Genomic DNA, 14,251 nt, shown 5'->3' on the forward strand with positions numbered 1-14,251 from the left:
GTAGAAAATATTTTTATTGGTTGTTTTAAAAAAGTATGATTGCTTAATATGTGGGGTGCCAAGAGGGGTAGTTTTAAGTATTTGAAATGATTGTCCCACTTTTAATTTTTATGAGTCTATCAGGATTAAAGGGAGGGCGTTTCTCTGAATGTTTTTTCATTTTTTATGGTTGTTTGGTGGGGGGTAATTTAATGGGGTGAGTAAGCAGTAGTAGAGTGGTTTGATTAGCATAATTAATAAACATATTTAATAATCAAAAGGATGGGTTTATGAATTTGTTTAAAAGGACGCTTTTAGCGACGTCTATTGGCTTGTCGTTTGTTGGGAGCCAAGTGTACGCGACAGGTAACTCAAGTTCTAATATTGTTGGTGTTATCGAATCTTCTGAGCAAGAGGTGGGAGAAGAGTACGTAGTAACTGTTAATAATTTGAGTACGGGGTTAACGCGCTCGATTGAAACAGTTTCGGGGGAGAACTTCAGGTTTACCAAGCTGCCTATTGGCATGTATCAAGTTATGGTCACCCAAGATGGAGAGCAGGTGGGTGAGCGTACAGTAAGGGTCACCCTTGGTGCTAATGCCAATGCCAATTTTGATATTGATAATATTGCTTATGAAGAGGTTGTTGTCGAAGGGAGACTTCTAACCTCTGTTGACACCTATACAATGGATTCTGGTTTGGTTATGGGGGAGGCTGAGCTTGATGCGATGCCAATCGCAAGGAACCTGACAGCGGTTTCATTGTTGGCGCCAGGTGTTATTGCCGGAGATACTGGATTTGGCACTGGTAATGGTTTTGGTGCCGCTTCCTTCGGCGGAGCTTCGATTGCAGAAAACTCTTGTTATATCAACGGATTGGAAGTAACAAATACTAGGCAGGGGATAGGTTGTAGCTCTGTTCCATTTGAGTTTTATCAAGAGTTTCAGGTGAAAACTGGCGGCTATTCAGCAGAATTTGGTCGCACAACGGGTGGTGTTGTCAACGCCGTTACTAAAAGTGGTGGAAATACTTGGGAGTTCGGTAGCACTGTTTACTGGGATCCAGACTTCCTTCGCTCTGAAGGGTCTGTTTCTAGAGGCAATGGTGGAACAGGAGATGTTTTCCGTAATGAATCCCAAAATGAATATGATGAATTTTCTTACACATTTTCTGCCTCGGGTCCAATTGTTCAAGACAAGCTCTTTTTCTATGGTTTGATTAATCCTAGGGATAAAACTGATAAGTTTGCTTATCGATCTGGATTTGACCAAGGAAATCCAGATACTCAATTTCGTACTCGTGAATCATCTGGTACTGACAATCTATTTTGGGGCGCAAAAATAGATTGGGATATTACTGATAATCACCGGTTGAGTTATTTTGGTTTTTCTGATCGAAATGAAACTGAGGAACTTATCTATGAGTTTGATGCAAATACCGGGTCAATTGGGCCAAATATCGGTGCTTCAGCTGGGGTTGTTACAGGTAATACCAGAATAAGGGGATCTGATGCCCACTCCTTTAATTATACCGGGTATATAACAGATGATTTAAGTATATCCGCTATGGCGGGCCAAATTGAAACTGAGTACACCACCGAGCCGCTAGCCTTAGAGTGCCCAGCAATTGCAGATGAAGCTGGGCTGGGAGTAAGCACCTGCGGTGGTGGAACTATTGGTTCAAATTTTGATGAAAATACACAATATCGTTTAGATATCAATTACTCACTGGGAGATCATAGCCTGAAAGCGGGAGTTGATATTCAGGAGCGCTCTTCAACTCGTACTACAGCTCCAGTTGCTGGTCATAGTTGGACTTATGAAACTGTTGGCATTGGTGGAAGTGTACAAGGCGATCAGGGAGTCTTATTTACAAACGAAACCGGAGAACCGTTACAAGTCGTAAGTGATCGCATCTTCGAAGGAGGAGGCGGTTTTAGTTCGGATTTGACTGCTTTTTATATCGAAGATCAGTGGCAAATAATGGATGACTTGATGATAAGCATCGGTCTACGTAAAGATATTTATGAGGGGGATGGCACTACAGGGAAACAGCTGTTCGAGTTTGATACAGATATTGCCCCCCGGTTAGGATTTTCTTGGGACCCCTTTGGTGATGGTGAGACAAAGGTTTACGGTACTTGGGGTCGCTACTATTTACCAATTGCGAATAATACGATCTATAGAGCTGCATCAGGTGTAAGTGATGTAACAACCTACTACACTTATACTGGCATTGACTCAGTAACTAATGCTCCTACGGGAATTACGCCTATAAATGGTGATGTTGCTTCCTCCTCCTATGTAAGCTCCGTTCCTGTAATTCCAGAGAAGGATATATTCCAAGCTCAAGAAGCTGAGCCATTTGCTCGCGACGAGTATATTTTAGGTTTTGAAACAGCGATTAACGATGATCTAAGTGTGGGAGTTCGCGGGGTCTATCGTGAAGTTGTTTCTGCTCTTGATGATTACTGCGGGCGCTATGCATGGCCGTATTGCGTTATGGTAAACCCGGGTGAGTCGATGTCTTGGTATGCCGATGGGTATTATTGGGATGGTTCCGAACTTGTAGTTAAGGGAGATTTATTTGATGGCTCACCAGATCCTGACTCCCTAAGGAAATTTTCTGCAGAAACAATCGGTCTACCTGAAGCTAAAAATATCTATCGCGCTCTTCAAGCAGATCTGACTTATAGTACAGATCAGATGACCTGGAAGTTCATTTATACTTGGTCTCGTAGCACTGGTAATTTTGAAGGGGCAGTAAAGTCTGATATTGACCAGGCTGATGCCGGTGTCACTCAAGATTTCGATTTCCCAGCTCTCATGGATGGAGCAGAAGGTTACCAGCCTAATGATCGCAGGCATGTCTTCAAACTGTTTGGAAGTTATGACTTTACTGAAGACCTTACATTCGGTTTAAACGCTACTTTGGCGAGTGGGCGACCAATATCCGCATTTGGTCATAGTTACCCAAGTGATGATCCAAACGTTTATGGTAGCTATGGTGATACCTTCTACCATTTGGATCCTGAAACAGGCGAGTATATTTACATTCCGAGAGGAGAGGTTGGCAGAACCCCATGGACATTTAATGTAGATGCCTCTATGAGGTATAGATTCTCATTGAATGGAGTTGATATGACAGCATCACTTGACATCTACAATGTCTTCGACAATCAAGAGGCTACGAATGTTAATGAGCACTATGAGCTAAATTCGGCTGAAGTTAACGATTGGTATGGCGCTGCATATGATTGGACAGCTCCAAGGTCTGCACGAATTGGTTTGGTAGCAACCTTCTAGTTTTATAGTGCTTTCCCTGTAGTAATCGTTTTATATGATTGCTACAGGGATTTGTATTTCCCTTTTTTATTGCTGGTTTCAATGTGAAACTTGTCTGCAGTGTAATGGCCCTTTTACTTTATATTTGTTAATTAGTTTATGCCATTAATTAAATCTTCCTCGTAAAGTATCATTCTTACTTTAATTGGATCTTCGATCTGAAAATATCTTCGCGCTCGTTCATCAAGTTGAATAGCTAAAGCTTGTAATTTTTTGTGTGTTAGATCTGGATGTTTCGAACAGAATAATTCTATATAGCACTCATCAGGAATCATTTGAGCAGTATTAATGATAGCTATATTGGGGTCCTCCTCGGTATCTAATTGCTTAATAACGAATTCTTGCAATAGTTTAGATGTCGAATCTGGTGCCAGTTTCAGAGGGCTTAAATAGATTTTGCAGCTAATCATAGGGGAGACCCATTACAAAGTGGTGTTATAGACCTCTATTAGGAACGTAGCAATAGGGTTAAGCATTCTTCCTGTGTCTGTATAAAGAGATTAGCTAAGAAGAAATAATAGTGCAAAGTTTTAGATTTTATTCAGGTTGTCCAGTGGTATTATAACTTTTTATAATTTCTGGTGGAGCATATTTTATTTCAAATGAAAAAAGTATCTCCATTGATGCCTCTCATTGATCTGAAAAAAATAGAAGCGATTAATTATTTCTGGTTAAACTAAATCTTTGCTAAGAAGGGGTGCATTATAGTTAGGGTGGTTTCTGTATTTGCTTCGCAAAAGATAGTTTCCTAATGGAGATTTTAGCTCTCGCTTAGATCACTTGAGCGATAATTTAGATGAATAGCATGTGTTATGCTAAATAATTACTTAATGCCTTATATTTCTCTAATCACGGATTGCTAAATAATTCGTCTCATGAATTTTTGATAAAGCGATTGGTGGTTTGGTGTCTACTCTAAAACATCTTTACCGCTAGCTCGTCTTGGCTGGTAATCGTTTATTTTTTAATTTAGTTTGTAGTAAATTAAAGCATCTAAGTAATGTGGTTAATCATAGTTTTAATGCTGGAGGGTTCTAACGAGTACTAACCAAGTTTTTAAATCGTATGTGTATTTTTATAATGACCTATTGTATGTGAATATTGGATGATGGCTTTGGGTGAATTAGCTTGTAAGCAATATATACAGTTTCAGTGGGAATTTACTCATCAGTGATATGCATTATGGAATGCGCAAGGCCGTAATTGATTTGTTGGCTTGTTATTATAGTTTGAGTATTTGTCCAAATACTGGCTGTCACTCAAGTTTTGTATAAAAATAATTATTCTTTAGTATATGATATTTTATGGTCGGCCCATTGTCCTGGATCGATATGTGGCTTTTTAAGCCAAAAAGTGATTTTCAGTTGTTAATAGAGATAGCTTATCTAAGGAAGATAGCTAATGCGTTGGTCATATGAACAAGGTGTATGCATGAGGGGAGTATGCAGGCTAATTGGTTTCCTTTTCCAAGCTAAGGCTTTTGGCGGTAAAGACTTTTGGTAAGTAAAGGATACTTCTGTTTGGAAATTATATGTCTATGGAGACCAATTCAAACTATGCGGCATCGATATACCCTGTTTCTTGTTGATTAATCCTAGTAGAGAAGTTCTTAGTGAATTGATACCGGCGATATCAGAGGGTGCTCTAAGCACATTTCTAATGTGTAGACTAAAAGTGTAAAGTGATTGTTATTTGTTGAGAAATGCAGTATAGGTTTTAATTGACTACTCAATGTAAGAAATTTAAATTTAACAAATCTAATTTTGGGCAGTTAGTTTACAATAATCTGAAAAAAACAGAGATTTAATTCTTTACCTGCCTTGCAGGTTGACTAATAGGTTTACTGCATTGTCAACGCCTTTTTCTCATACTACTCGAGCTATTGCCTCAGACTCAATCCGCGCTTTGGTTGTTGCTACCTCGTTAGGGTTTTTAATTCTGATTGCTTGGTTAATTTGGTTTTTTACGAAAGATATCACCATCTATAGCGTAAGTGACGATGCGCGGTTGGAGCAGGAGCAAAACACAATTCATGTGAGTACCCAGAGGATTGGTCGTGTGATCACCGTTGATGCTGAACTAGGTGATACCCTTGAGGCTGGGGATACCCTGGTACAACTTGATACGTCCGTACTTGATTTGAGTTTAAAGGGCGATACCAAAGTATCTGAAAGCTTGAAGGACCAACTTGGCTCAGTTCAGCGAGAGCGACGGTTACTAGATAAAAAATTTGGCGAAGATGAAAAATCCCTTAGCGATCAGTTGAAGCTTCTGGAGCAAAGGTACCAACTTCAGGTTAGCAATCAAAAAATTCAAGCGGAGGTTGCTGATCGCTATGAGCGATTACTGGAGAAACAGCAAAGTTCAGAGTTGGATTATTTAGCCGCAAAGCGTGCCTACCAGCAAATGGCAATGGCGACACTTAAAATACAAGCGGATATTCGCGCTTTGGAGGATCGAAGAGCACAGTTAATCAGTGAATATAAGTTGGAAGTGAGTAGCCTAACGCAACGAAATCAAGATATAGATGGCAAGCTTGCAGAAGTAGATACCCGTATCCAACAAAGCCACCTGGCAGTTAATGAGCAAAAATTGCGGACACCAATTGCCGGAAAACTCGCCGCCCTTGCAGAAATTAGGGAGGGCGAGGTTCTTGCGGCAGGTCAGCAAATAGCGACTATTCAGGCAGAGGGCCTTATCTCGGTTCAGGCATTTTTTCCTCCGGCATTAGCTCTGGGACATATCCAGCCCGGGCAGAAGGCCCAAGTAAAACTGGATGGATTTTCCTGGGCCCGTTATGGGCAATTGGAGGCCCGAGTAGAACGGGTCGCTAGTGCCGTCCAGCAAGGCAAAGTTCTTGTACAGCTATCCTTACAAGGTGAAGCACCGCCCCATCTCCCTTTACTGCATGATTTACCGGCCAGGGTAGAAATTGCCACAGGCAAGAAAACACCATACCAACTGCTTCTACAAAGGACGGGTGAGATACTCTCGGCCAAAGCTCCCGCAGAGACAGTGGAAGAGGGAGCGTAACAGTGGAAAGCAAAAGACGCTGGCTGGTTCCTGAGGTAGTTCAGACCTCTAATATGGACTGTGGTCCGGCTTCCCTGAAGTGTTTGCTCGAAGGTTTTGGTGTAAATACACACTACGGCCATTTGCGCGATGCCTGCCAGACTGATGTAGATGGAACCTCGATAAATACCCTGGAAAAAATTGCGGTAGAGCTTGGGCTAGAAGCTGTCCAGATGGTGGTTCCCGTGGATCATCTCTTATTGAGCTCCACCGGCTACTTGCCGGGATTGGTTGTGGTACGGCTACCAAACGGTAACACTCATTTTGTCGTGGCCTGGAAAAATCATCGCGGTATTGTGCAGGTGATGGATCCCGCCAGTGGTAGGCGCTGGCCCAGCGCACGTCGTTTTTTGGATGAGTTGCATGTTCATACCGCACGGGTGCCCCCTCAGGGCTGGAGAAACTGGGCAGGTGGTGATGATTTTATTGCCCCGCTGAAAGAGCGTATTGCTCAGTTAAAGGTTGGCAATAAAGAGGCCTCCACGCTCTGTGAAAAAGCGCTAGAGGATGAGAGTTGGCTCTCGTTGGCATTTCTCGATGCATCTGTTCGAATGCTCACCTCATTAGTTACGTCCGGGGCGATAAAGCGCGGAACTGAGATCAGTGGTATGTTGCAGCGGCTGTCTGTTGAGTTTACTACAGATACCACCCAAGCATTTTCTTTAGTACCAGAGAATTACTGGTGTGCTCGACCGTCCCGTCCCCGTGGAAGTGAGCCTGCAGAGACAATTGAACTGTCGCCGGAGCAGTTGGAGTTTAGTGGCGCGGTCATAGTGAGCGTAAAAGGGGTTCGCGATGTCAGTGGAGTTAAACCAAAATCGGAAGCGCTATCCAGGGCTTTGCGGGAGCCACCGTTTCAACCTCTCAGGCAGCTCTGGGGGTTGATGCGCGAAGATGGATTGGTTGCGCCACTCACTATATTTATTGCTATGCTCGGAGCGGTATTGGGGCTGATGTTCGAAGCCTTGCTTTTCCGTGGTCTGATTGATATCCACAGCGAGTTAGCGACAGAGATACAGCGAGCAGGCACGATTGCATTGCTGTTGTTCTTTATGATCACATTAATGCTATTGCAGTTTCCCGCAGCAAAAGTCCAAATGGTGGTCGGGCGCCGTTTGGAAAATCGTTTCCGCATACGGTTTTTAGCGGCCCTACCCAAAATACCTGATCATTTCTTTCAGAGTCGTCCCACCTCTGATACAGCTGAACGCTCACATCGTATTGCCGCCTTGAGAGATTTGCCTGTTCTCGGAACGAGTCTCATTTTTAAAATTTTCTCCCTGTTCGCTACTGCACTCGGAATAATTTGGCTTGCTCCAGCTGCCGCTCCTTTGGTGCTAGTCATGTCGGTATTGCAAGTCGCTGTACCCTTGATGTTCCATCCAGTACTCACTGATTACAGTATGAGAGTACAAACTCATGCGGGAGCCCTGGCTCGCTTCTATATGGATGCGCTGCTGGGAGTTATTCCAATCCGTACGCACGGCGCCGGTGAGTCTGTACGGCGTGAGCATGAAAACCTGCTCACTGAATGGATAAGGGCTGGATACTCATCACTGAATTTTCAGCTCAATAGCCAGGCGGTACAGCTGTTGATTAATTGTACCCTCAGTAGTGTATTGGTGATTTATTGTGTTAATGCACAAGGGGCAAGTCCCGATTTGCTTTTATTGATTTATTGGGTATTGGCACTGCCGCCGCTGGGTGAAGAAATTGCGGGACTGATGCGAAGTTATCCGCGGCAACGGAATTTTTTACTGAGAGCCCTCGAACCGCTGCAAGCAGTCACTGAAACAGACACAGATAAAAGTTCCGCTGATAGTGTGGAATTTTCCCCGGCAAATCCGGTGGGTATTAAGTTTGAGAATGTCACCGTTAATGCCAGCGGCCGCACTATTCTCGACAGGGTAAATCTGGAAATTAGCCCCGGTGAGCAAATTGCTGTGGTCGGAGCATCCGGCGCTGGCAAGTCGAGCCTTGCCGGATTATTGCTGGGGTGGCACAAACCCGCCAGTGGCCGTGTGATGCTCAATGGTGGAGAGTTGAAGGGAGAATTACTGCATCGTTTTCGCCTTCACTGTGCCTGGGTTGATCCCGCAATTCAGCTGTGGAATAGCAGCCTTCTGGAAAACTTGAGTTACGGCAATAAGCCCGGAGCTCCCCTTTACCCCATTTTACAGCAAGCGGATTTGCTCAAGCTGGTAGCAGCGTTACCGGAGGGGCTGCAAAGCCCGCTAGGCGAAAGTGGTGCCCTGGTCAGTGGTGGTGAAGGGCAGCGCGTACGTCTGGGGCGCGCACTTGGCCGCGAGGAAACTGCTTGTGTGATTCTGGATGAACCGTTCAGGGGGCTTGATCGCCAACAGCGGCAGCGCCTGATGAACCGGGTGCGGGAGGTTTGGCAGGGGATCACCCTGATCTGTATTACCCACGATATCAGTGAAACCCGGGACTTTCCTCGTGTTTTGGTCGTGGACGAGGGTTGCATTATTGAAGATGGTAAGCCCAGTGAGCTTCAAGCCCAGGGCGACACGCGCTATGCGCAGCTACTGGCAGCTGAAAGCAGTCTCTGGCAAGAGTGTTGGCAGAGTAGCAGTTGGCGTCACTTGCGCATGGCCAGCGGTCAATTGACAGAAGTACAAGGAGTTCCTGGGGCGACACCGGCCTTCCGGTTTACGGAGGTTGCCAGTGAGCAGTAAAGAATTAATGTCCTATTGCTGGCCAGTGTCGCAGCTGGAGGCCGCCTTACAAGCGTTGGCAAAATACAGCGGCTTGGAGCCTGAAGTAGCGGAGCACAAATCCCTTGGAAGCACCCTGGAGTTGAATGCCAGGTTGCAGGCAGGTGCTGAGGCTTTGGACTTGCAAGTGGAGCAGGTGAGTTGTAGCTACCCAGAGCTGGAAACCATGCTGTTGGGAGCCGCCCCGGCGCTATTGCGGGTTCGCTTTCCCGAGGGGGAATATTTTATCGCACTGTGTGGTGGCAGGGGGCATAAGTTACAGCTGCTCACACCGGCACTGCACCTGGAGAAAGTTTGCCTAGAGCTGGTTATTCAGCAGCTGGCTCGCGAGCTTGAAGGGCCCCAGCGCGAGCGTATCGAGCAACTGTTGGATAGTGCACACATTCAAGGGCGTCGCCACAAGAAAGCTATGACTGCCCTGCTGCGGGAAAATCTTGCGGGCGTACGCCTGGATGATTTCTGGCTGTTGCGTCAACCCTCTCACCGGTCTTTCCGCTTACAGCTTCGCCAGCGCGGATTGTGTTGGCGCTTTGCCGCCATGCTTACCTGTCACAGTGCCCAGATGACTATTTTTCTGTGCAGTTGGTGGGTAATAGGTAGGGCTGTGCTCGAGGGCCATATTGATACAGGCTGGCTATCTGCCTGGGTATTGCTATTGGTGACTCAGGTTCCCCTATCCTTGCTCACAGCCCGACTGCGAGGTGTGGTCTCTGTTGAGACCGGTGCACTCCTGAAGCAGCGACTGCTTGCCAGCGCGCTGCGCGTTATTCCCAGTCGTATTCGCCATATGGGGTCGGGTCAGGTATTGGGCAGGGTTTATGATGCGGAGAATATAGAAGCCAGTGCATTACAGGGTGCCTTTTTATTATTGCTCGGTGTTGTAGAACTGTTAATTGCAGCCTCAATTTTACTGATGGGAGCTGGTGGCCTTATCTACGCAGCAATTTTGCCCCTATTTTTAGCGGTTGCATTTTTCCTGGGGCGGGCACAGTACTACGGCCGAAAAGAGTGGACGTCACAGCGCCTGTCAATGACCCACCGTTTGATTGAGAAAATGATCGGCCACCGCACCCGGCTCGCGCAGCAGGCACCTAGCGAGTGGCACCGGGGCGAAGACAGCGAGTTAAATGACTACCTGGAAAGTTCCTCTCACATGGATAACACCATGGCGCGTTTGCAGGCTTTTTTGCCGCGCCTCTGGTTACTTCTTGGGGTAGTTGGGTTGGCTCCAATATTTATCACTAACAGTGTTAGTAGTACCCAGCTCGCGATTGCCTTTGGAGGCATGTTGTTGGGGTATCGCGCAGTTTTAAAGTGTATGAATGGTTTTACCAGCGCCTTAAGTGCCGCAATTTCCTGGGAAAAAGTACGTGAGCTGTTCTCCTTGGAAGATCGCCATTTAAAGGGCAGTGCCGGTTCGGCAATGGCCGCGTCGGCCGGACAGCAGGACTCCTCGCAGCCTCTGTGTTATTTACGCGATATCCGTTTCACCTACGAGGGAAAAGATCAAGCAGTGTTGGCGGGATGCAACCTCAGCATTTACCCCGGCGACCGGCTTTTACTGCAGGGCACTTCTGGTTCAGGGAAATCCACATTGGCGAATGTTCTCACCGGCATCCAAAAACCGGATGATGGCCTGTTGCTGCTCAATGGCTACGACCGCGCGAGTATCGGTGCTGAACCTTGGCGTAGGATGGTCGCTTCAGCTCCCCAGTTTCATGAAAATTATGTGTTGGGAGATTCATTTCTTTTTAATTTATTAATGGGAGACCAGTGGCCACCTCACCAGGAGAGCCTGCGCAAGGCTTATATAATTTGTGATGAGTTGGGGTTGACCCCGCTATTGGAAAAAATGCCGGCGGGGATTTTACAAACGGTTGGAGAGATGGGGTGGAGGTTGTCCCATGGTGAAATGAGTCGTTTATTTATCGCCCGTGCGCTTTTGCAAAATGCTGAGTTAGTGGTGCTGGATGAGAGTTTTGCCGCTCTTGACCCAGAAAATCTGCGTATGGCGTTTGCCTGTGTACAGAATAATGCAAAAACGCTGATGGTTATTGCTCACCCCTAGTCCGGCAAATTTTAGATTAAATAGTAGTCTTACAAGTCGTTATTGATATATCAAAATGAGCAAATTGTAGATGTTTAAAGTTTTGAGGGAAGTGGGTGTGGCTTTTAGTTGTGAAAAATTTAACTACTCTCGCCTTTCTCTATGAGCACTAAAATACCGATAATATTTGCTTATGAATAGATGGTAATACTATGGATCCTTGATTTTAAGAGTTGAGTTAAGCTTGCTGCTGGCAGTATGTGCGGTAGTGTTAATTATCGCTGGATTTTCTCTATCTGCCACGTAATTAAGCGAAGGTATGGTTTTAAATTCAGTTTGCACTTAGGTGACCTTGATTAAGGTTGCTTCTCGGTGGTAATCGAAGATATTTAATAAATATTTATATAATTTTAAGTGAATTTAATCATAGTCTCTTGGTCTTGAAGCGCGCATCAGGGGTAGTCATGCTGCGTTCTTTTGGGCCGTCTGATGCATTGCTAACTATTGAGTGATTCGCCATTTTCTGTTGCTTTTTAAGTGGTGCCCGCCAAACCCTTTCTTGAAGGGTAATCGAATTCTATTAAGAGAATGAAATCTAGCAAGTTCTATTTATGAGTTTATGCTATCACATCAAGTTTTGATAGTTATGGGTGCTTATTAGAAGGAGATTTTAATTTGTATAAGATATGTTTGTTGGTGTGCTTCTAGTAGATTCTTAAATCTAGAAGAGGCTAAGTATATAAGTATATTTTGCACAGAAGTGCCGTTTCGGTCGCAAGCAGGTTGTACGAGAGTATCAATTTTACCTCCTGTCATTTGAACGTGTTGATACGATGCAAGAATATTTGTTGTGATCTCTTCCCCATAATTATTGAGTATTTGTGGTGTAGTGTGCTGTAATCAGGTTAGGCTTACTGACATCCAAAGACTTACATTAGGTCTTTGGATGTCATCAAGATGAAATGTACGACAGGAGAAGATCATGCAACTAGAAACTGATATTACAGCCGGGCCTGATGGTGGTGCAATTGCTGACCCTGAGGAGCTTCGCTAGTTCAGCGAAATTGAGGAGCTAAGAAATTAGCTATTGTTTAAGTACGCTGCTTTATCTGGCTGTTTAGGCTGTAAGGTTTTAATAGTCAAATTTTTTCAGTTACATAAACTGTTAATGACTTAGCAATCCTAACTCCTCATAAAAAAGCCCGCATAATGCGGGCTTTTTTATTATCAAAATCAAGTCTTAAGTTTCTTATAATGCATGCGATGGGGTGTTGCATCTTCACCTTTGCGCTGCACAAAGTCCTCGTGGTACTCGGTGTAGTTACCCTCGAAAAATACCGCTTCACTCTCACCCTCATAGGCGAGGATATGGGTGGCAACGCGGTCCAGGAACCAGCGATCGTGCGAGATTACCAGGGCACAGCCAGGGAAGTTGAGCAGGGCTTCTTCCAGGGCGCGCAGGGTTTCGATATCCAGATCGTTGGAGGGTTCATCCAGCAGCAGTACGTTGGCGCCCTGCTTGAGGGTATAGGCCAGGTGCAGGCGTCCGCGTTCACCACCGGAGAGTTCGCCTACGCGCTTCTGCTGGTCACTGCCCTTGAAGTTAAATCGGCCAACGTAGTTGCGCGAGCCCACTTCGTAGTTGTTGATCTTGAGCATATCGTGGCCGTCTGAGATGGCTTCCCATACGGTCTTGCTGTCATCCAGGTTTTCACGGCCCTGCTCAACGTAGGCGACCTTAACGGTTTCCCCCATCTTGATCTCGCCGGAGTCCGGCTGTTCGGTGCCGCTGATCATACGGAACAGGGTGGACTTACCGGCACCGTTGCCGCCGACGATACCTACAATTGCGCCCTTGGGCACGCGGAAAGACAGGTTGTCGATCAGCAGGCGCTCGCCGAAGCCTTTGCTCACACCTTTAAACTCAATCACATTGTCGCCGAGACGCTCGCCGGGCGGAATGTAGATTTCGTTGGTCTCGTTGCGGGCCTGAAAGTCCTGGGACTGCATTTCTTCCAGGCGGGACAAGCGGGCCTTGTTTTTGGACTGACGGCCCTTGGGATTTTGGCGGGCCCACTCGAGTTCCTTTTGCATGGCTTTGGCGCGGGCCTGTTCGCCGCGCTGCTCTTGCTCCAGGCGCTTTTCTTTCTGTTCCAGCCAAGTAGTGTAGTTGCCTTCCCAGGGGATGCCGTGGCCGCGGTCCAGTTCCAGAATCCAGCCGGCAACATTGTCGAGGAAGTAGCGATCGTGGGTGATGGCAACTACAGTGCCGGTGAAATCGTGCAGGAAGCGCTCCAGCCAGAATACGGATTCCGCATCCAGGTGGTTGGTGGGTTCGTCGAGAAGCAGCATATCCGGGCGGGACAGCAGCAGGCGGCACAGGGCCACACGGCGCTTTTCACCGCCGGACAGATTGTTTACGTCCGCATCCCAGGGGGGCAGGCGCAGTGCGTCTGCGGCAACTTCCAGGCGGTGCTCCAGGTTGTGGGCGTCCCAGGCCTGGATAATGTCTTCGAACTGTTGCTGTTTCTTGGCCAGGGCATCGAAGTCTGCGTCGGGCTCGGCGTAATCGGCGTAGACCTGTTCCAGGCCGGCGAGGGCGTCGATGGCTTCGCGTACACCGTCCTCTACGTTGCCGCGCACGGTCTTGCTGGCATCGAGTTGCGGTTCCTGGGGCAGGTAGCCGACCTTGATGCCGGGCATTGCGCGGGCTTCGCCGTTAAAGTCCTGGTCGACCCCGGCCATGATGCGCAGCAGGGTGGATTTACCTGCGCCGTTTAGACCGAGTACGCCGATCTTGGCGCCGGGGAAGAAGGAGAGGGAGATGTCCTTGAGGATCTCGCGCTTGGGGGGCACTACTTTGCCCACCCGGTTCATGGTGTATACGTATTCGGCCATTTGGGGTTCCGTAATGGGTGTTGGAATCGGTCAGATTTTGCGCGCAACTTATCAGTTTGCGTAAAAAGTGCAACCGGGCATCTCTTAGGTAGCCCGCTGTACTCGCGTGTGGCTGACGTCAAATGTGATCTGTGTTTAACTGCGACACTATCTAGTACAAGAGCTATAAGACGAAT

At 46.6% G+C, this 14,251-nt stretch carries 6 protein-coding genes; 4 read left to right on the forward strand and 2 right to left on the reverse strand.

Annotated elements, in window-relative coordinates:
* The first annotated feature begins 269 nt into the window (after positions 1-269).
* A complete protein-coding gene (locus tag ACJJIL_RS01970) occupies positions 270-3,284 on the forward strand; it encodes a TonB-dependent receptor (RefSeq protein WP_445361082.1) in 3,015 nt (1,004 codons plus the stop codon).
* A gap of 131 nt (positions 3,285-3,415) precedes the next feature.
* Here ACJJIL_RS01970 and ACJJIL_RS01975 read toward each other — a convergent pair whose 3' ends face one another.
* A complete protein-coding gene (locus tag ACJJIL_RS01975; RefSeq protein WP_445361083.1) occupies positions 3,416-3,733 on the reverse strand; it encodes a hypothetical protein in 318 nt (105 codons plus the stop codon).
* A gap of 1,438 nt (positions 3,734-5,171) precedes the next feature.
* Between ACJJIL_RS01975 and ACJJIL_RS01980 the strand changes: the two genes are divergently transcribed.
* From ACJJIL_RS01980 to ACJJIL_RS01990, 3 genes are read left to right on the forward strand one after another with little or no spacing between them, the layout of a single operon-like run.
* The gene (locus tag ACJJIL_RS01980; RefSeq protein WP_445361084.1) at positions 5,172-6,356 is read left to right on the forward strand and encodes an HlyD family secretion protein; all 1,185 of its coding nucleotides are present in this window, start codon (positions 5,172-5,174) and stop codon (positions 6,354-6,356) included.
* A 2-nt stretch (positions 6,357-6,358) separates the two neighbouring features.
* A complete protein-coding gene (locus ACJJIL_RS01985; protein ID WP_445361085.1) occupies positions 6,359-9,091 on the forward strand; it encodes an ATP-binding cassette domain-containing protein in 2,733 nt (910 codons plus the stop codon).
* Positions 9,081-11,198, forward strand: a complete 2,118-nt coding sequence (locus ACJJIL_RS01990; RefSeq protein ID WP_445361086.1) for an ATP-binding cassette domain-containing protein — start codon at positions 9,081-9,083, stop codon at positions 11,196-11,198. The genes ACJJIL_RS01985 and ACJJIL_RS01990 overlap by 11 nt, the downstream gene beginning before the upstream one ends.
* A gap of 1,212 nt (positions 11,199-12,410) precedes the next feature.
* On the opposite strand, the gene ettA is transcribed toward ACJJIL_RS01990, so the two are convergent.
* The gene (ettA, locus tag ACJJIL_RS01995; protein WP_413663399.1) at positions 12,411-14,075 is read right to left on the reverse strand and encodes an energy-dependent translational throttle protein EttA; all 1,665 of its coding nucleotides are present in this window, start codon (positions 14,073-14,075) and stop codon (positions 12,411-12,413) included.
* Between the last annotated feature and the right edge of the window lie 176 nt (positions 14,076-14,251).

Source organism: Microbulbifer maximicatervae (SeqCode) (assembly GCF_052468095.1).

Coding starts and splice junctions, on each gene's coding strand:
- ACJJIL_RS01970 (WP_445361082.1), top strand. CDS start 270: ATGAATTTGTTTAAAAGGACGCTTTTAGCGACGTCTATTGGCTTGTCG.
- ACJJIL_RS01975 (WP_445361083.1), bottom strand. CDS start 3,733: ATGATTAGCTGCAAAATCTATTTAAGCCCTCTGAAACTGGCACCAGAT.
- ettA (WP_413663399.1), bottom strand. CDS start 14,075: ATGGCCGAATACGTATACACCATGAACCGGGTGGGCAAAGTAGTGCCC.